The following is a 19,171-nucleotide window of genomic DNA, read 5'->3' on the forward strand; positions in this document are numbered from 1 at the left end:
GTGGTCAGCGAGGTGCGGGGGACGTTCGCGGAGCGGATGGCGGAGGCCCGGCGGCTGAGGCCCGGCGCTTTCGCGCACCTCTTCGACGGCCGGCCACAGGTGGTGATCAAGACGACGCAGCTGCTGCCGGACCAGGCGATCCAGCTGGCCACCGCCTATGGATACCGCCATCTGGAGACGCTGGGCAGCAAGGCCGTACGGCGCCGGGTGTTCGTGCCGGATCCGGAGGCGGCGGCGCGCCAGGAAGCCCTGGCACCGGGCACGCCCTTCGAAGTCGCCGCGCGGCACCCCGCCTTCCACGGGGCCAGCGCCCGCGCCGCTCGCCATCACGCCGAGCTGGTCAGGAACGAGATGAACCTGCTCAAACTCGTTCCGGCCGCGGTGGTCATCTTCCTCGGGGCGATCGGCATGGCGGCACAGCTGATCAGCACCGGGAAGGGCGCCCTGGTCGTGCCGCTGTGCTTCGCCGTGCTGCTGGACACGGGCGTCGTATGGCTCACGTGGTCGCGCATGCGCAAGCGACGTGGGCTGCTGGCCCAGGCGGACCGGCTGACGCGGCAGTACCCGCCGTACGGCTTCAGAGCCTGGACGCCCTGAACGGTCGTGTCCTGCGGGAGCGGGAGCAGTGGCCGGCGGCTGGAGCGCGTCCGCCTCCATCTCTCCCGCTCCGCCGCCTGCTACGGCGTCGGCTGTGCCGGCTCGTCCTCGCGGACGTCCGGGGCGGGCAGCCACAGGGCGCGGGAGACGCCACGGCGTTCGTAGCGGGCGCGTTCCTTCTTCAGCTCGTCCCGGAAACGCCGCCCGTGGAGGCCGGAGGCGCGGGCGACCAGATGCTCGGCGTACCGGGTCCGGCCGGTCGCCTCGAACGCGCTGGCCAGAGCGGCCTGGTCGGCGGGGGAGCGCACGTCCACCACCCGGTCGAGGATCCGCTCCACGACGGGCCAGGCCACCGGGTCGCGCCGGCTGTCGAGGGACTCGACGTCCATCACCAGCGGAGGGAAGTTCGCCACCATGGCGCTACGGCACTGCACCTCCACCACGGCTTCGAGGTGCCGGTGCATCCCGACCGACTCCAGGGCCAGCAGCAGACGGGCCACCTTGGGCACCGCCGCGGTCCGGGCGCGCTCGGCCAGGGAGGTGGGGTCGGCGTAGCGGGAGCCGGCCCGGGCCAGGGCGTCGAGGAACTCGCCCAGCAGCCGGGGCTCGATGTCGTTCAGGGCGTGCTGGAAGATGGCTTCGGCGTGATCGTGCAGCTCGCACCGCTCCATACAGGTCAGCAGCGCGGCCACGGCCGGTGGCGTGCCGGTGCGGGCCGCGGTGCGCACCACGCCGCCCGCACCGGGGAACGTCTGGTCCAGGGCACCGAGCAGGGCCCGTACCTGGGCCGCCGATCGGGTTCGTACGGCCACGATCAGCAGCTCCGCCGCGTACTGGCGGCGTCCGGCACCGTAGAAGTCGCTGATCAGGGCTGCGAGATCGTCGACCGGCCGCGTCTTGGAGGCGTGGACCACCACCGACCAGGCGTCGTCGTAGCGGTGAGCCTGCAACAGGACGTAGACGAGCGCGATCAGATGCCCCACACCACGCTGCTGGGTGCTCTCGAAGACCTTGTCGGCGTCCCGGCCCAGGCCGGACAGCGCCAGCGAGTCCACGAAGTGGAGCACGTCCGACGCCGACCGCTGTCTGGCGGCCGCCGCCTGCAGGGCGTCGGCCAGCGAGGGCAGCTCGGGCGCGTCCGCCTCGCGCAGCCCGAGACTCAGCGCCACCAGATCGGGCACCGAACGCCGGGCGGCCGCGACGGACATCGCCGTGGTGACGGCGGGGTTGAGCTCGCCGCGGGCCAGGCACTCCGTGACCGTCACCAGGTCGCCGACCGGCCGGACCGCGGCCACCGCCCCCAGCAGGCTCTCGGCGTGCTCGTGCAGCCCGGCCGAGTCCAGGGCTCGTACGAACACCACCAGGTCCGCGCTGACGTGGAACTCCACCGACGCCTGCAGCAGGGTCAGGACGTAGTCGTCCAGGCCTTCCCGGTACAGCGCGTGGGCCAGGGCGCCGATGTCGGCGACCGGGCGGCCGGTGACCATGGTCGGCAGCGCGGTCTGGACATGGGCGTCGTACCCGGCCCGGCGCAGCGCGATCAGCAGGCCCGCCACCTCCGCCACGGTGCGCGAGCGGCTGACGGAGCGCACCAGTTCACCCGCCGTGGCCTTGCGGGTGTGCAGCTCCAGGTCGCCCACGACCCGGACCAGTTCGGGCACGGACGCCGTCCGGTCGGCTTCCTCCAGCATCACCATGAGCGAGCGGGGCCGGTCCGGCTCGTCGCCGTCCCCGGCGTGCAGTGTCTCCAGCCGTGCCTCCAGCCGGTGGCAGCGCTCCTCGGCCTCGATCAGCTCGGTCCGGGTGGTGGCCAGCACCTGGCGCAGGCAGTGGACCTCCTCCTGCAGGTCGCTGTACTCCTCCCGCCACACCTCCAGCTCCGCGTGATGCGCGAAGTGCTGCTGTTCGAGCCGCATCTCCAGGTTGCGGCACCGGCCCCGGAGCTCCGCCAGCCGTGTCTCCCGGTCCTGCAGCATCTCCTCCAGCGCCCGCTGCTGGATCCGCAGGCGCCGGGTCTTCTCGTCGGTCTCCGACAGCCGGTCCTGCAGCCGTTCCACCTCGCTGCGGCGGCCGTTGGACCTGAGCGCGGCCCGGTGCAGCTCGCGCAACGCCTCCTCGGCCTCGCCGGTCAGCGGGGCCTGTGTCTCGCCGAGGTCGGCCACGACACCGGCGATGAAGCTCCAGGGCGGGACCCGGTCGCCGTTGAGGTAGCGGGTCACCGAGCTGGCGTCCAGATGTCGGCGGGCCGCATAGCGCCGGACGCTGACACCGAGGGAGAGGAAGACGTGGCGCAGATCCTCCGCCAGCGCGCGTTTCTCCGGCGGCAGGTCTTCCTTCAGGGGCGCCAGACGTACCGGCCGGGCGGAGCTGTCCACGGCCGCATCGCTGCCCTGGGGCGCCTGTCCGTTGTGCATCCGGTCAGTATCACGGCTACCCCAACCGGTCGCAGTGCAACGGCTGTTGACGGCTCAGACGGCAACGCTCCGCGAGTGCTGCCACTTGGTGACGGCAACGCAGTGATCGACCCGGGGGAGCCTGCGCGTGGCCATGATGGCCGGCACGGGGCGCACATCGGCCCCAGAGCTGGAGGAAACGCATGACGACCCATGACGAGATCGAGCGGCGACCGCGTCGCGTACGGGCCGCGCTGTGCCGCCGCTTCGCCCTGCGGGCCGCGCTCGGGGCGGCCGGCGCGATCGGTTCGGCGCTGGTCCAGTGGCTGTGGTGGTGGCTGCGCGGGAGGTGACGGCCGGCCGTGGTCATGACACCGGGCCGCTATTACGCCGTAATGGCGGCGGCGTTGCGGTCCATGTCCATGGCCCTTGCCCACGTGCCCACTTGACGCGATCCTGCGGGGCGGAAATGCAAACACGGGTGGATTCTCAACGGGCCGATTCTTCATTCGTATGAATCGTCCGGGCTCCCGAATTACCAATGGAAGGGTGCGTCGTCCGGCGTCTTCGCGCTGGTTGTGACCTTAGCCTGGCCTGACGGACTTCGGCGGGGAAAACCGACCCGGCCGGATGGACCTCCGGAGAGCCAGTGGCCGCTTGGAAAAGCAGCAGTCTGACGGATGCTGAATTCACCGCCGATCTGATGACGCCCGAAGAACTCGAAAGGCGCGCCGATCGCGTTTTCCGATTGCTCGACGATTGCGCCTGGGCGGGCCCGGATCCCTATGACGGCCTAACAAGTCCCCTGGCGCGCCTGACCGTTCACCCCTTCCTGCGTCAGGCCCTCCTCCAGGCGGTGAAGAGAAGCCCGGCCGATCTCCGCCCCCTTCTGGCGATCCGCCCGCTGCGCACGGCGACCGCCTGCGGTGTCGGCGCGACCGCGTGCAGCCGCCTCGCCGACTCCCCGCTGTGGCACGGCAGGGCGCGCGAGCTCGGCCGGTGGACCGCCGCCCGGCAACTGCGGGGACGCCATGCGGGGCTGTGGAGCTACGAGTTCGATGTGCAGACCCGCTGGGGGTACTACCCGTCCTCCATGCCGAACATCGTGGCCACCACCTTCTGCGCCGACGGATGCCTCGACAGCGGAACGCTGAACGGCAGCGGTGCCGAAAGACTCGCCGCCGGACTGCTGGACGGTCTGTACACCGGCACGCACTTCGCCTACACGCCGGCGTCCGGCACGCTCATCCACAACGCGAACCTCATGGGCGCGGCACTGGCCACGCGACTCGCCCACCTGGACGGCATGCCCCGCCCGATTGCTGCCCGCCTGCTCGATGCGGCACGTACGGCGGTGTCCGCCACGGTGGCCGGGCAGCGCCCGGACGGCGCGTGGCCGTACGGTACGTCCGCGAGCCTCGGCTGGGTGGACGGCTTCCACACCGGCTATGTGCTGCTGCGGCTGGACGCGGCCGCGCGCGGACTCGGGCTCGAACACGACAAGGCGATCGACTCGGGAGTCCGCTACTACCTCGACCACTTGTTTGACGGCCCGGTGCCTCGCTACTACGCGGACGAGAAGCCGGGACGGCGCGGGCGCATGTGCACTGACCCCAACAACGACGCGACGGCCGTGCGCATGGCGACCTGGGCGGAGGAACACGGCTACGTGCGCCCCGGGTTCGCGGAGCGGGTCCTCGCGGCCGTCAGCCGCTTCGTGCCGGAGCAGCCCCGGCGGCCGGGGCCGCCGGTCCGCAGGTCGCCGCGGTGGAGTCTGGCGCCGCTCCTGGACGCGCTGACCGCACTCCAGACGGCGCGGAGCGCCTGATGAGCGCCTTGGTGAGGAGCCCGCTGCCGTCCTCGCCGCGGCCGGGTCAGGGCGCGGTCGCCCGGTAGTTCCGCAGGGCTTCGGCGATCCGCCCGTCCCCGGCACGGGCGCCGGCCGCGGCTCCCTCGACGTTCTGCTCCCACCACACCGCCGTACAGAAGAGACCGAACACGGCCAGCCCGCGCTCACGCTCTCCGGACACGTGCTCGGTCACGAACCGGTCGGCGGTCCGCCGGTCGAAGAGCTCGTCGAAGACGCCGGACTGCCGTACCCATGACCACAGGTGCTGTCCGTGCCGTCGCAGCAGGGAGCGGACCGGCGCCCCGAAGCCCGTCTTCGAACGGCGCGTGACGAAGTCGGGAACCCCCGCGGCCGACGCGGCGGCCCGGAACTGCGCCTTGCCGTTGCCCGTGCGGAGCTGGTCCTCCGCGCGGGCGGCGAGTGCCACGGCGACGACGGGTTCGCCGAGGAACGGCACCCGCAGTTCCACACTGGCCCGCATCGACGCGCGGTCCCCGTACAGGAGGTTGAGGCCCGGCAGGAACAGACGCCGGTCGCACTCCGCGACGGCGTGCAACGGGCTCGCTCCCGCCGCCAGCAGGGGGTCGGTGATGTCGCGGTGGGCGGCGGTGACCTCGTCCAGTTCGACCTTCGGGGACAGTTGCGCCCATTCCCCGGCCGTGAAATAGGACTGGCCGCCCCACGCCCAGTCGCGGGGACTTAGCCGGCACATCCGGCCGAGCTTGTCCGTCCGTTCGCGCAGCCTCCCGGGGACCGGGCCCCGGGCCGCACGCCCGAGCAGCCTTCGGCCGGGCGCGGGAATCCGCTGCAGCATCCGTACGGCCTGGTACCGCTCGTAGCCCAGGAACAGCTCCTCCACACCGAGCCCGGACAGCAGCACGGTCGCCTCGGCGCGCGCGGCCCGCGACAGGCGCATGAGCGCGATGGCCGCCGGGTCGCCGAAGGGCAACTCCATCACCCGCACCATCTCGGGCACTTGCCGCAGCACATCGACATCGAGGTCCACCCAGTGCAGCGGCACACCGAGGTGGCGGGCCGCCCGCTCGGCATAGGGCGCGTCCCCCTCGAAGGGTTCCGCCGGGTCCTGCCGCGGCGAGGCGTCACGTGCCGAGAAGACGGGGCCGGAGAACCCCGCCCGGCCCAGTTCCACGCCCAGCCAGGTGCTGTCGACGCCCCCGCTCAGCAGCAGCCCGACCGGCACGTCCGCCCTCACCTGGCGTCGTACCGACTCACGCACCGCCGCGCCGATGTCCTCGGCCGGCGCGGGGGCCTCGGCCTGCCAGACGAGCCGGGGGCGCGCGTACTCGGGCGGCAGGACGTGGTGCACGGTGCCGGCCTGCGCCGCGTGCACCCGGTGCCAGCCCGTGCGCGGGGGAGGCGTCCACAGGAACATCGCCCCCTGCGCGACGGCCACGGGATCGACGTGCTCGGCAAGACCCAGCGCGCGCAGCGGAGCGATCTCACTGGCCAGGGCGGTGACGCGGCCCGCCGTGTCCGTGGCGACGTAGAGGGGCTTGATGCCCAGCCGGTCGCGTCCGTACCGCACCTGCCCGTCGGGCAGGACCTGGACGAAGGCGAACATCCCGTCGACCTGCCCGAGCAGTTGTGCCGCGTCCGGCTGGAGCAGCAGCTCGTGCAGGACCTCGGTGTCGCCGTCGGTGGCGAACCGGACACCCCGGGAGCGCAGCGTCTCCCGCAGTTCGGGGACGTTGTAGAGCTCCCCGTTGTAGACGAGGAACCCGCGCTCGGCATGACCGAAGGGCTGGTCGCTGCGGGAGCCGACGTCGATGATCGCGAGCCGGCGGAAGTGCAGGGACGCATGCCAGTCGGCGCCCCGCAGGTCCTGGTGCCCGCACGAGTCGGGGCCCCGGTGCTCGATCGTCGTACACGGATCGCCGCCCCTGGCCGAGGCGCGGTTCAGGACCACCACGAAGCCGCACATCAGGCCTCCGCCGCCGTGCTCGGTGCCGTACTCGCCGGCCGGGCGGCCGTACCCGGAGCGCTCATGCGCCGGAACCTCCCGTCGTACCGGCCCCCTCGGGCGTGGCGAAGGTCTGCTCCGGCACCGCGCCCACCGGGCCGCCCGCCCCGGGTCCTGAGCGTGCGCAGCCGAGGACCTCGGCGAGCGCGGGGGTGGACGGCGCGGTGCCGCTCTGGCCGCCGTCGGCGAGGGCGGCAGCCGCGCGGCAGGCCACGAGCGAGCTCCACAGCGCCAGCCGGAAGTCCGCCTCGGCGACCTTCTCGCCCCGCAGCAGCCGGGTCAGGGCCCGCATCTCCTCGGCATGCCCCTTCGGCGCCCCGCGGTAGACCGACTCCGACTTCTTGCCCCGCTTCCACAGTTTCAGGGACCCGAAGTCCTCGATCCTGGCGGCGACACCGTCGCAGGCCACCTCGATGAGTTCCTTGGGCGCCCCGGGCGGGGTGAGTCCGCCGTACACGATGGAGGCGGTCGAGGAGTCCGAGTAGGTGATCTGCAGGGTGACGCTCTGGGCCGACGCCGGGTCCCTGCCGTCCACACCCGTCGCGGTCACGCTCACCGGCCTGCCCGGTACGAGGAAGTTCGCGGTGTCGATGAAGTGGCAGACCTCCCCGAGCAGCCGGCCGCCCTGCCGGTGGTCGAAGTACCAGTGGTCCTCGGGCAGCCGGCCGGCGAAGACCCGGTGGACGACCTGGAGCGGCGCCCCCGCGGGCAGGGCCGCCCGCAACTCCCGTACGGCCGGGGCGAACCGGCGGTTGAAACCGGCGAGCGCCGGGGCGCCGGACCGGGACCAGGCGGCCGCCACCTCCTCCAGCTCCCGCTCGGTGAGGCCCACGGGCTTCTCGCAGTACAGCGCCATCCCGCGGCTCAGCACCTCGGCCGCGTAGCGACCGTGGCTGTCGTGGCGGGACAGCACCATGACGCAGTCGGCGTCGCCCGAGGCGAGCCCGTGCTCGGCGCTCTCGGCGACCTCGCCGAATCCCCAGCGCCTGCTCTGCTGCACGGCCGACAGGCCGCGCGCGCTCGCCACCCAGGAGAAGGCCACGCCCGGGTCCCGGTGCAGCTGCGGGAACAGCATCTTGGTGGCGAAGTTCCCGGCCCCGATCGCGGCGATCCTCGCTCTCCCGGCGGGCGGTGACCAGGTGACGGCCTCGCCCCGGGGCCGCGGCGGCTCGCTCACCTTCGCGGTGCCGGGATAGCGCAGCAGCAGGGCGGGGCGGCGGCGCGGCCGTTCCGTGTTCAGCACGCGGTACGCCTCGGCGGCGTCCTCGACGGCGAAGACGCGGGGTTCGAGGCTCTCCAGGTCCAGGTTCGGCACCAGCCTGAGGACCTCGGCCAGATTGCGGCGTTCGGTCCAGGGCACATAGCCCTCCGGGTACTGCTGGCCGGCCTCCTCGTAGCGCGGGTCGTAGCGGCCCGGACCGTACGAGCGGGAGTAACGGATCGTCAGTTCCTTGTGGTAGTACGACGACCGGGGCGGGGCCACCTTGACGTCCCCCACGACGACCACGGTCGCCCGGTCCCGCGCCAGGCTCCCGGCCAGCTCGACCGGATCCGTGCTCGACGTCGCCGCGGTCACCAGCACCGCGTCCGCCCGCGCACCGCCCCAGTGCCGTGCGACGGTCCCGGGGAGGTCCTCCGTCTGGCGGGGGTGGGCGACGAACCCGGCCGCACGCGCCGCGTCGACGGCCGCCGGGTCCTGGTCGATGCCGACGGCGTCGTACCCGTAGGCCCGCAGGATCCGCAGGGTGAGCTGCCCCACCAGGCCGAGGCCGATCACCGCGACACGGGAGCCCGCGGGCGCCTCGGCCTGGTGGATTCCCTGGAGCGCGATGGCGCCCACGGTGGCGAACGCGGCCCACCGGTCCTCCACCCCGTCCGGTACGGGTACGACGAGGTTGCGGGGCACGGTCACGAGCTCGGCGTGGGAGGCGTGACCGGCTCCGCCCGCGGCCACGCGCATGCCGGGGGCGAGGTCGTCGACGCCCTCCCCGACCGAGACCACCACCCCGGCGCAGGAGTACCCGAGCGTCATGGGCCGGTCGAGCCGGTCCTGGACCATCCGATAGGTCTCCACGACACCCAGTTGCCGGGCCGTGTTGAGGACCTGCCGCACCTGGTCGGGACGTTGCCGCGCCTTGCCCAGGAGGCTGCTGGCCCCCGTCTCCACGGTCGCCCGCTCGGTGCCCGCGCTGATCAGCGAGTAGGTGTTGCGGATCAGCACCGTGCCCCACTGCACCACCGGGGGCGGCATCTCTCCCACACTGATCGAACCGTCCCGGGCCGACAGCAGTACTGCCTTCACGTCAATTGCCTTTCGGAAGACTGGAGGGAGCAGTAGCAGGTGAAATGGGAGTTCCCCGGTGACGTCAGCGCCAGAGACCGCGCGTGTCGAAGACGACCTTCCCGCGCAGCATCGTCCGCTTGACCCCGCGGAAGGCGTCGTGGTCGACGAGCAGGGCGATCACGTCCGACTCGTACAGGGCCGCTTCGAGGTCCACGAGCTTCGCCTGCCCGGTGTCCGCAAGGACGGACGGCAGCTCGGTGATGTGCGGCTCGACCACCAGCAGACGGCCCACTGCCTGCCGGGCGAGTTGCGCCGTGATGTGCAGCGCGGGACTCTCCCGCAGATCGTCCACGTTGGCCTTGAACGACAGTCCCAGGCACGCGATCACCGGGTCCTTGAAACGCGCCGCGGTCTTCGACACCTCCGCGATCACATGCGCGGGCTTGGCGTCGTTGACCTGCCGGGCGGTCCTGATCAGCCGCGCCTGCTCACCGGCCGCGCTGACGATGAACCACGGATCGACGGCGATGCAGTGCCCCCCGACCCCGGGGCCCGGCTGGAGGATGTTCACCCTCGGGTGCCGGTTGGCGAGCGCGATCACCTCGCCGGTGTCGATGCCCAGCTTGTCGCAGATCATCGAAAGCTCATTGGCGAAGGCGATGTTGACGTCGCGGAACGCGTTCTCGCTCAGCTTGGCCAGCTCGGCGGTGGTGGTGTCCGTGACATGGCACTGCCCCTGGGTGAACAGCTCGTACAGCTTCTTCGCCCGCGCGCCGCAGCATTCGCTCACCCCGCCGATCAGCCGGTCGTTGGTGACGATCTCGATCATGATCCGGCCCGGCAGGACACGCTCGGGGCAGTGCGCGACATGCACGTTGGCGGCCGCGCCCGCCGTGTGCGGGAAGGTCAGGTCCGGCCGCCGCTCGGCCAGCCACTGCGAGAGCCGCAGCGTCGTACCCGGTGGCGACGTCGACTCCAGCACCACCAGCGCGCCGGGCCTGAGCACCTCGGCCACCGAAGCCGCCGCGTCCCGCACATACGACAGATCCGGTTCGCGGTCCTCGCCCACGGGAGTGGGTACGGCGATGATGAACGCGTCGGCGGGTTCGGCCTCGGAGGCGGCACGCAGGCGCCCCATCGCCACCGCACCGCTCACCGCGACGGCCAGGTCCGGTTCCACGAAGGGCGCCTGCCCGGCGTTGATCAGATCGACCGTGGCCCGGTTGACGTCCACACCGACGACGTCCACTCCCTTGGTGGCCAGTGCGGCAGCGGTCGGCAGCCCGATGTATCCGAGCCCTACGACGGAGACAGTGCTGAACACGCGCGTTCCTTTCAGGGGTACGACACTTCGTCTCGGGCGGCACTATCCGCGTGGCCGGCGTCGCGCCAGGGCCTCACGCAGGACCAGCAGGACGAACGCGGTGTTGCCCACGAGATAGCGGGCGAACAGCCGCCGGGGCTCCTGCAGGAGCCGGAAGGCCCACTCCAGGCCGGCGCCGCGCATCCACCGGGGCGCACGCGCCCTGAGCCCGGCCACCACGTCGAAGGACCCGCCGACGCCCACCGCCAGACCGCAGTTCAGGTCGTCCAGATGCCCGGCGAGGAAGTACTCCTTGCGCGGCGTCGGCACCGCGAGGAAGAGGAGGTCGGGGCGGGCTTCGCGGACGGCGGCGACCACCTCCGGCTCCTGCTCGCGCGACCAGTAGCCGTCGCGGTATCCGACCACGTCCACTCCCCGGCGCGTGGCGATGGCCGCCACCTGGCGCACCACCGCGGGCTCGGCGCCGAGCAGGAAGACCCGGTAGCGCTCACGCGCCGCGCGGTCCCACAGCGCCAGCATGAGATCGATGCCGGTGACCCGTTCGGGAAGCGGCTGCCCGAGCACCCGGCCCGCCCACACAACGGCCTGCCCGTCGGCGTTGACGAGCGAGCAGGAACGGATGATGCGCGCCAATTCGGGATCCCGCCGGGCCCTGACGACCTTCGCCGCATTCACCGAGACATGTTGGTGAGGTCGCCCATCGGCGATCAGCTTCTCGGCCGCGGCGACACTTTCCGCCAGGGTGAGCGCGTGCACCGGAAGCCCGCAGAGAGGAACCGGTGCTGTCTCGCTCATACGGTTCGGCCGGTCCATCGGTGCAAGAACATTGTCTGGCCCCATAGCCTCCGCCTGACAGTGGACGTGTCCGTCACGCTAAGTGCCGTCCGGGCCCGGACGACCGCAATATGCGCAACCCGCCGACATCGCAACTCGAATGGGCCACGTGCACTCCGCGCCAAGCGGACACCACGCGGGGAGAAGCCAGGACGACCTGAAAGGGCGATTTCCTGCATCCGGCCGGCCGACCGGCGCGCCTGCCTGCACGGCGCCCGCCGCACCGCGCGATAGCCAGGTGCGCATGCACCAGTGCGGCGACCCCCGAGCCGGAGGCGAGACATGAAGCGGATCATGGCTGTCTACGGCACCCGCCCCGAGGCGATCAAGATGGCTCCCGTCGTCGCAGCACTGCGCGCATCCGCCCACTTCGAGCCGCTGGTCGCCGTCACCGGGCAGCACCGGTCCATGCTCGACCAGGTGAACCGGCTCTTCGGCATCGAACCCGACCACGACCTGGACATCCTCAGCGCCGGGCAGACCCTGACCGACATCACCACCCGCACGCTGGAACGGCTCCAGCCCGTGCTCGACAAGGAGCAGCCGGACGCGGTGCTGGTCCAGGGGGACACCACCACCACGCTCGCCGGGGCAATGGCCGCCTTCTACCAGAAGATCCCCGTCGTCCATCTGGAGGCGGGCCTGCGGACGCGCAGCACGTACTCGCCCTACCCCGAGGAGATGAACCGCCGCCTCACCACCCGGCTGGCGGACCTGCATCTGGCGCCGACCGGCGGCGCACGGCACAACCTGCTGTGCGAGGGCGTCGATCAGCACTCGGTCGTGGTCACCGGCAACACGGTCATCGACGCCCTGCTCACCACCCTGGACCGCACGGCCGGCCGGCTCTGCGACCCCACCCTGCGCCACCTGGAGACGGACCCCCGACGTGTCCTCCTGGTCACGGCACACCGCCGTGAGTCCTGGGGCAGGGGCATGCGGTCCATCGGTGACGCGCTCGCCCGGCTGGCCACGGCCCACCCCGACCTGCTGGTGGTCTTCCCCATCCACCGCAACCCCGCCGTACGGGCCGCCATCGCGCCCAAGGTCGAAGGACTGGAGAACGTCAGGGTCGTCGAGCCGCTGGACTACGAGGGCTTCGCCCACCTGATGAACCGCTCGCACCTCATCCTCACCGACAGCGGCGGCGTCCAGGAGGAGGGACCGAGCCTCGGCAAGCCGGTCCTCGTGATGCGCGAGACCACCGAGCGTCCCGAAGGGGTGGCCGCGGGCACCGTGGCCCTCGTCGGCACCGACACCGAGCGCATCGTCACCGCAGTGACCCGGCTGCTCCAGGACCCCACGGCGTACACGAAGATGGCGCAGGCCGTGAACCCCTACGGCGACGGCCTCGCGGCGGACCGCACCCTTAAGGCCCTCGGCCACTGGTTCGGCCTGTGCGACAGCCCGGCGGACTTCACCGGGACCACGGCCGCCCTGGCCGCGGAGGACCTGCCGACCCAGTGGCGGCCACACCCCTCGACGACGCCGACGAGCGGCAGGCAGCCGGCCGACGGCACCCAGTGACCCCCGTATGCGCATGCGAAACGGCAGGAGAATCCGTGATTGAGCCGGACATCAAGGAGTTCTGGTCCGACCACCCGTGCGGAGACAACATCTTCGGAGCACCGGGCGGCGACGAGCGGCAGGACTACGAGGAGTTCTTCTCGCGCTACGACGCCGCCAAGTACCTGCTCGAACCGCACATCCCGGGATGTCTGGACAGGCTGGGCGTCTCCGGCCGGCGCCTTCTGGAGATCGGGCTGGGACAGGGCTCCGAGGCCGAGCAGTTGATCCGCCGAGGCGCACGGTGGACGGGAGTCGACCTGACCGAGACGGCCGTCGGAAGAACCGGCACCCGCCTCGCCCTGCGCGAACTGCCGTACGAGGGACTGCACCGGGCCAGCGTTCTGGACCTGCCGTTCCCCGACCGGTCCTTCGACGTGGTGTTCAGCCACGGGGTGCTCCACCACGTCCCCGACATCCACCGGGCCCAGCAGGAGATCCATCGCGTCCTGAAGCCCGGCGGGGAACTGGTGGTCATGCTGTACGCCCGCTGGTCCCTCAACTACCTCGTCTCCATCGGGCTGTTGCGGCGGATGGTCCTCCTGGCGGCCCACCCCGTGGCACGGCTGGGCGGCCTGCCCCACCCCAAGGGGCTCATCGGCGCCCACCTGGACAACGCCCGCAGGCTCGGGCTCGCGCGGTATCTGCGCATGCGGACCTTCATCCACAGCAACACCGACGGGCCGCACAACCCGTACTCGCAGGTCTACGACGTCCGACGGGTCCGCCGGGACTTCCCGGACTTCGACGTCCGCCACGCCGAGAAGCACTTCCTGCATGCCCCGCCACTGCCCGTGCACGGCCTCGGCAGCGGGAAGGCACTGGGATGGCACCTGTGGGTCCGCATGACACCGCACGCCCGCTGACAGTGCTGGACTCTCCCACCGTGGGACGGTCCAGCATGATGGCGTGCAAGACGAACTTCTCACCATCGGGCGCTTCGCCCGCCTGTGCCGGCTCAGCGTCAAGCAGCTACGCCACTACGACGAGACGGGGCTGCTGGCCCCGGCCCGCGTAAACGCCGGCTCCGGCTACCGCTACTACGCACCTGAACAGGCCCGCGACGCGCTGACCATCGCCCTGCTCCGCGAGATGGACCTTCCCCTGGCGGTGATCGCCCAGGCGCTGGCCGCCGAACCCGAGCACCGGGCACAGATCCTGCGCGCCGAGCGGGACCGGCTGGCCGAACGGATCAGCAGGGACCGGGCACGAATGGAGCTGCTGGAGCGGCTGGCCGAGGGCGGTCTGCCCGGCTACGAGGTGACGCTGAGCAGGGAGCCGGAGCGACGGCTGGCAGTGGCGCGAGCGGTCTGCACCCCCGCGGAGATCGGGGCGAAGGTCGAGGAATGCGTGGGACGGCTGCTGTCCGCGCTCGGCAAGGCGGACATCGCGTGGGAACCGCCGTTGTGGGGGCTGTACCCGCTGGACCTGGACGAGCGGATGCGGATCGCCGTCGGAGCGCAGATGCCGCCGGGGGAGGGAACACCGGACCTGGAGTTGGAGACGCTGCCCGGCCAACTCGTCGCCGAGACCGTGCACATCGGGCCCTACAGCCAACTGCGCCTGGCCTACAACGCTCTCTTCGCCGCCGTCCACGAGCGCGGACTGCGCCCGCAGGCGCCCGTACGCGAGGCCTATCTCGTCGGACCGGCAGAGGCACCGCAGGAAGAACTCATGACCCGGCTGATCATCCCCGTCCAGGAGCACAAGGCATGACCACGGTGCCGGACATCGACGCCCGCGGTACGCAGCACTGCGAGACGACGGCTGTGGGGGTGCTGCTGCGCCACCAAGGACTCGATCTGTCCGAGCCCATGCTCTTCGGCCTCGGCTCGGGTCTGTCCTTCATCTACTGGGACAGCAGGAACCTGGGCTTTCCCTTCCTCGGCGGACGGGTCAAGCCGTTCGACCTCACGAGAAACCTGGCCGGTGGGCTCGACCTGGAGCTCCTGGTCCAGGAGACCACTTCGCCCCGCAGAGCATGGGAGAACGTGGTGGCCCCCATCGACGCGGGCCACCCCGTCGGACTGCAGCTCGACAGCTACTACCTGGACTACTTCACATCGAAGGTGCACTTCGGCGGTCATGTCGTCGCCATGTACGGCTACGACGACCGCGATGCCCACCTGGTGGACACCGACCAGCAGGGCGGAGCGGTGTCCACCAGCCTGGCCGGCCTCGCCGAGGCCAGGGCCGCGCGCGGCCCGATGACCGCCAGGAACCGGTCCTTCACCCTCACCGCTCCGGCGGAACTCCCCTCCCTGCCGAGCCGGATCATTCCCGCCATCACCGCCTGCGCCGACGCCTTCCTCAACCCGCCGATCGCCAACCTGGGCCACCGCGGCATCGAGAAGGCGGGGAAACTGGTACGCACCTGGCTCCAGCGCACCGACAACCCGCAACGGGACCTGCCGCACGCCGCCCTCATGATGGAGAAGGCCGGCACCGGCGGCGCCCTGTTCCGCAACCTCTACCGCGACTTCCTCGCCGAATGCGGCCAACTGCTCGACAGCGGCCACCTGCGCACCGGACACAGGCTGTACACGGAGGCGGCCGTCCTCTGGACGGAAGCCGCGGCACTGATCACAAAGGCCGGCGAATCAGCAGATGCGCAGTACCTCGAACAGGCAGGTACCGTCCTGTGCGACCTCTCCCGCATCGAGCGCGAGGCCATGCAGGCACTGAGCCGGCTGAGCGGTGAAGTCCTGCCTGCCGCTCATTGACCGGCTACGCGTCGCAGGAGGTCCGCGTATCTGGCCGCGACTGCCGACGGCGAGTAGACGGCTCTGAGCTTTTCCGCGGCTGCTTCGTCGGGACGCGCGATGTCGGGTTTGGCGAGTGCGGCTTCGACCGCCTCGGCCAACTCCTCAGGAGAGCGGGGATCGTCGACGTAGAGCGGATGGTCGGCTCCGATCTCGGGAATCGATCCGCAGCGGGTGGTGACGGTGGGCACCCTCAGCCCGAGGGCTTCGACGATGGGCAGGCCGAAGCCTTCGAACAGGGAAGGGAACACAAAGACGCTCGCGGAGCGGTAGAGGGCGCCAAGGACGGCGTCGGGAACGAAGCCCGTGAAACGGACGCCGGGGCGTGCCTCTTCGGACTCGATGCTGGGAGCACGGAAATGACCGCTGAGTTGTTCGAGGCGCTGGCCGACGAGTACGAGATCCACTTCATGTCGCTTCGCGATCAACTCGTACGCGGCGAGCAGTGTCTTGAGATTCTTGTGCCGGTAGTGCGCGGCGACCGCGAGCAGGAATGGTCTCCTGGGCACGAGATGGGGCGGTAGTTCTTCCGGTGCCGCCGCGATGAGGCGGTCGAAGGAAACCGCGTTCGGAATGACTTCGACCTTTCCGTCGACGGTCGAGCCGTGCAACCGGTACAGGTCCCGTGCGGTGAATTGTGAGATGGCGACGATCGCCTGTGCGCGACGCGCGGTCATGGCATGGGCTCGGATCAGCCAAGCTCGTTTCAGCGCGGGGACATTCTCGGGAAAGTACTTGTACTGAAGGTCATGAACGACCGTCACCGACGGCGCGCGCAGCCCGATGGGGGTGACGTAGCTGAGGTGGAGCCAGACGGACGGCTGACGCCTCAGGGAAAGCGCGATCGGCTCGTACACCATGCGGTTCACCGAAGCGACATCGCGCAGTGTGCGTTCACGGACCGGGGCGAGCGGGCCTCGTGTGACAAGCGGCTCGCGGTCGTAGACGACCCAGCGCTCATCTGTGGCGGTTTCGGAACGCAACCCCTGAAGAAGATTGACGGTTGCCTGCTCGGCGCCACCCACCCGGCCGTGTCGCACAAAGCATGCGTTCACACCGAATTCAAGTCTCTTCATGGTTTGTGCTCCCCAATCGAACCGCCACGGTGGCGCACTGTACGGAGGGCGGCTCACCGGCATGTGGGCCCTCTCCTGGGGAGCAGACCAGACGGACCAAGATGTCCATACGGCCGGGTGAAACACACTTACGGCCTGGCCGAGATCGTCGTGGCGCGCTGATTCACTGTGCAACTCGCACGCCGTGTGAACTGGCGTGCTGGACAAGCCCCTTTCCGTCGGCATCGGCATAGGAGTCGCGTGTGACAGCCAGAACGGCGCTCATCACAGGAATCACCGGCCAAGACGGTTCCTACCTTGCCGAGTTGCTCCTGGCAAAGGGATACACCGTCCACGGGATCGTCCGGCGTGCCTCCACATTCACCACGGGCCGTATTGAGCACCTGTACCAGGATCCCCATGACGCGGACACCCGGTTGTTCCTCCACTACGGTGATCTGACCGATGCCAGCAGGGTGGCCGGCCTCCTGGAGCGCGTACAGCCCGACGAGGTGTACAACTTGGCCGCGCAGTCGCATGTGCGCGTGTCCTTCGACGAGCCCTTGTTCACCGCGGACACCACGGCGCTGGGCACCACACGGCTCTTGGAGGGCATCCGCACCACCGGCCTGCCCTGCCGTTTCTACCAGGCGTCGAGTTCGGAGATGTTCGGCGCCTCGCCTCCGCCGCAGCACGAGCAGACGGAGTTCCACCCGCGTTCTCCCTACGGAGTGGCAAAGGTCTACGCGTACTGGATCACGCGCAACTACCGTGAGGCATACGGGCTCTACGCGGTCAACGGCATCCTCTTCAACCACGAATCGCCCCGCCGCGGGCCGACGTTCGTCACCCGCAAGGTGGCCATGGCGGCGGCCCGTATCAAGGCGGGCCTGCAGGACACCCTTTACCTCGGCAATCTGGAGGCGCGCCGCGACTGGGGGTATGCCGCGGAGTACGTCGATGCCATGTGGCGGATGCTGCAGCAGGACGAACCGGACGACTACGTCGTCGCCACCGGCACCAGCTACAGCGTGCAGGACTTCGTCGAGCACTGCTTCGCCCACGTCGGCCTCGACTGGCGCGACCATGTGCGCTTCGACGAGCGATACCTGCGCCCGGCCGAGGTCGACGACCTGGTGGGGGACGCGTCGAAGGCAGCCCGGGTCCTTGGCTGGCAGCCGACCGTGCTCACCCCGGAACTCGCCGGGTTGATGACCGACGCGGAGCTCCGGCAACTCCTCGGCTCGGACGGGGGCGCGGTGCCCGCCGTGCCCGCACCGGCGCACACTCTGGCCCCGCACTGACCGGTTCGCGCGGCGGCAGACGTCAACTCCCCCTTTTCCGAAGGTTGCCCTCATGATCAAGCTGATCAAGTCCAGCTTCCACCGCGAGGCGGACACCAAGCGAGCCCTGGCCGACTTCATCCTCAGCCACGACGTGTTCAGCATGACCGAACAGTGCGCGGCGTTCGAGACGGCGTTCGCCGCGAAGCAGGAGCGGGCGCACGCGGTGTTCGTCGCGAACGGAAGCGCGGCCAATCTGCTCCTCATCCAGGCACTGCTGAATCAGGGCAGGCTGCGGCGCGGCGACCGGGTCGGCTTCTCCGCCCTGACCTGGCCGACGAACGTCATGCCGCTGATCCAGCTAGGCCTGGAGCCGGTGGCGGTGGACTGCGAGCTGGACACCCTGAACGTCTCGCCCGAGACGTTCGACGCCCACATCTCACAGTGCAAGGCGTTGTGGCTGACGAACGTCCTGGGGTTCTGCGACGACCTCGTGGCGCTGCGGTCGAGGTGCGAGGAGCGCGGAATCCTCCTGCTCGAAGACAACTGCGAGGCGCTGGGCTCGCGCATGCACGGCACGCTGCTCGGCAACTTCGGGGCGGCATCGACCTTCTCGTTCTTCGTCGGCCACCACCTGTCCACCATCGAGGGCGGGATGGTGTGCACCGACGACGAGGAGCTGTACCACCAGCTGCTGATCGCGCGGGCGCACGGTTGGGACCGCAGCCTGCCCGCGACGGCGCGGGCCGCGCTGCGGGCCGAGGCGGGTGTGGACGACTTCTACGCCAAGTACACGTTCTACGACCTCGCCTACAACGTCCGGCCGACCGAGATCAACGGCTTCATCGGCAATCAGCAGATCCGCTACTGGGACGAGATCGTTCAGCGCCGCGCGTCCAACTTCGCCCTCTTCCACGCGGCGACGGCCGGCAACGACGACTTCCATCAGCTGGACGTGAGCCACATGGACTGCGTCTCCAACTTCGCGATGCCCGTCGTCTGCCGCACACCGCAGCTGGCGGAGAAGTACCGTGCCGCGTTCGAAGCCGCCGGCGTGGAGATCCGCCCGATCATCGCGGGGGACGTCACGCAACAGCCGTTCTACCGCAAGTACGTCAAGGACGACGCCAACCGGCCCCATGCGCGCCGTGTGCACTCGGGCGGCTTCTACTTCGGCAACAACCCCGAGCTGACCGAGGAAGAACTGGCCACCCTGCGTGCGCTGCTGCGCGGCTGACCGGCA

15 protein-coding genes are annotated in these 19,171 nt (G+C 70.5%); 9 read left to right on the top strand and 6 right to left on the bottom strand.

Annotated features, from left to right (window positions below; translation table 11 throughout):
- Nucleotides 1-597, top strand: a complete 597-nt coding sequence (locus ACFY1J_RS37780) for a hypothetical protein (RefSeq protein ID WP_390708421.1) — start codon at nt 1-3, stop codon at nt 595-597.
- A gap of 80 nt (nt 598-677) precedes the next feature.
- Here ACFY1J_RS37780 and ACFY1J_RS37785 read toward each other — a convergent pair whose 3' ends face one another.
- On the bottom strand, nt 678-3,011 hold the full coding sequence (locus ACFY1J_RS37785; RefSeq protein ID WP_390732812.1) for an ATP/GTP-binding protein: 2,334 nt from the start codon (nt 3,009-3,011) through the stop codon (nt 678-680).
- A gap of 182 nt (nt 3,012-3,193) precedes the next feature.
- On the opposite strand from ACFY1J_RS37785, the gene ACFY1J_RS37790 reads away from it, so the two are divergent.
- Together ACFY1J_RS37790 and ACFY1J_RS37795 are read left to right on the top strand one after the other, a co-directional pair.
- On the top strand, nt 3,194-3,343 hold the full coding sequence (locus tag ACFY1J_RS37790) for a hypothetical protein (RefSeq protein WP_390708423.1): 150 nt from the start codon (nt 3,194-3,196) through the stop codon (nt 3,341-3,343).
- Nucleotides 3,344-3,846: 503 nt separating this feature from the next.
- The gene (locus ACFY1J_RS37795; protein ID WP_390732813.1) at nt 3,847-4,818 is read left to right on the top strand and encodes a hypothetical protein; all 972 of its coding nucleotides are present in this window, start codon (nt 3,847-3,849) and stop codon (nt 4,816-4,818) included.
- 46 nt (nt 4,819-4,864) lie between these two features.
- Here ACFY1J_RS37795 and asnB read toward each other — a convergent pair whose 3' ends face one another.
- The 4 genes from asnB to ACFY1J_RS37815 form a co-directional block, all read right to left on the bottom strand.
- Nucleotides 4,865-6,781 carry an asparagine synthase (glutamine-hydrolyzing) gene (gene asnB / locus ACFY1J_RS37800; protein WP_390732814.1) on the bottom strand — a complete coding sequence of 639 codons (1,917 nt, stop codon included), beginning with the start codon at nt 6,779-6,781 and terminating at the stop codon, nt 4,865-4,867.
- Nucleotides 6,782-6,842: 61 nt separating this feature from the next.
- Nucleotides 6,843-9,122 (bottom strand): bi-domain-containing oxidoreductase, encoded by a 2,280-nt coding sequence (locus ACFY1J_RS37805; protein WP_390732815.1) that lies wholly within the window; start codon nt 9,120-9,122, stop codon nt 6,843-6,845.
- Between the two features lie 64 nt (nt 9,123-9,186).
- Nucleotides 9,187-10,428: a UDP-N-acetyl-D-mannosamine dehydrogenase gene (wecC, locus tag ACFY1J_RS37810; protein ID WP_390732816.1), complete on the bottom strand. Its 1,242-nt coding sequence runs from the start codon at nt 10,426-10,428 to the stop codon at nt 9,187-9,189.
- Between the two features lie 42 nt (nt 10,429-10,470).
- Complete coding sequence (locus ACFY1J_RS37815; protein ID WP_390732817.1) at nt 10,471-11,223, bottom strand: WecB/TagA/CpsF family glycosyltransferase; 753 nt, start codon at nt 11,221-11,223, stop codon at nt 10,471-10,473.
- Between the two features lie 321 nt (nt 11,224-11,544).
- Here ACFY1J_RS37815 and wecB point away from each other — a divergent pair, with 321 nt between their 5' ends.
- The 4 genes from wecB to ACFY1J_RS37835 are packed head-to-tail and all read left to right on the top strand — an operon-like array spanning nt 11,545 to nt 15,551.
- Nucleotides 11,545-12,789, top strand: coding sequence for a non-hydrolyzing UDP-N-acetylglucosamine 2-epimerase (wecB, locus tag ACFY1J_RS37820; RefSeq protein ID WP_390708429.1), 1,245 nt, complete (start codon nt 11,545-11,547; stop codon nt 12,787-12,789).
- Nucleotides 12,790-12,824: 35 nt separating this feature from the next.
- Nucleotides 12,825-13,694, top strand: a complete 870-nt coding sequence (locus ACFY1J_RS37825) for a class I SAM-dependent methyltransferase (RefSeq protein ID WP_390708430.1) — start codon at nt 12,825-12,827, stop codon at nt 13,692-13,694.
- 43 nt (nt 13,695-13,737) lie between these two features.
- Complete coding sequence (locus ACFY1J_RS37830; RefSeq protein WP_390732818.1) at nt 13,738-14,544, top strand: MerR family transcriptional regulator; 807 nt, start codon at nt 13,738-13,740, stop codon at nt 14,542-14,544.
- Nucleotides 14,541-15,551 carry a BtrH N-terminal domain-containing protein gene (locus ACFY1J_RS37835; RefSeq protein ID WP_390732819.1) on the top strand — a complete coding sequence of 337 codons (1,011 nt, stop codon included), beginning with the start codon at nt 14,541-14,543 and terminating at the stop codon, nt 15,549-15,551. Before ACFY1J_RS37830 ends, ACFY1J_RS37835 begins: the two co-directional genes overlap by 4 nt.
- On the opposite strand, the gene ACFY1J_RS37840 is transcribed toward ACFY1J_RS37835, so the two are convergent.
- The gene (locus tag ACFY1J_RS37840; protein WP_390732820.1) at nt 15,545-16,666 is read right to left on the bottom strand and encodes a glycosyltransferase family 4 protein; all 1,122 of its coding nucleotides are present in this window, start codon (nt 16,664-16,666) and stop codon (nt 15,545-15,547) included. The genes ACFY1J_RS37835 and ACFY1J_RS37840 overlap by 7 nt on opposite strands.
- A 242-nt stretch (nt 16,667-16,908) precedes the next feature.
- Here ACFY1J_RS37840 and gmd point away from each other — a divergent pair, with 242 nt between their 5' ends.
- Nucleotides 16,909-17,949 carry a GDP-mannose 4,6-dehydratase gene (gene gmd, locus ACFY1J_RS37845; RefSeq protein WP_390708434.1) on the top strand — a complete coding sequence of 347 codons (1,041 nt, stop codon included), beginning with the start codon at nt 16,909-16,911 and terminating at the stop codon, nt 17,947-17,949.
- Nucleotides 17,950-18,001: 52 nt separating this feature from the next.
- The gene (locus tag ACFY1J_RS37850) at nt 18,002-19,165 is read left to right on the top strand and encodes a DegT/DnrJ/EryC1/StrS family aminotransferase (protein WP_390708435.1); all 1,164 of its coding nucleotides are present in this window, start codon (nt 18,002-18,004) and stop codon (nt 19,163-19,165) included.
- Nucleotides 19,166-19,171 lie beyond the last annotated feature (6 nt).

This window comes from Streptomyces sp. NPDC001406, from assembly GCF_042895285.1.
In the GTDB taxonomy this organism is placed as follows: Bacteria; Actinomycetota; Actinomycetes; order Streptomycetales; family Streptomycetaceae; genus Streptomyces.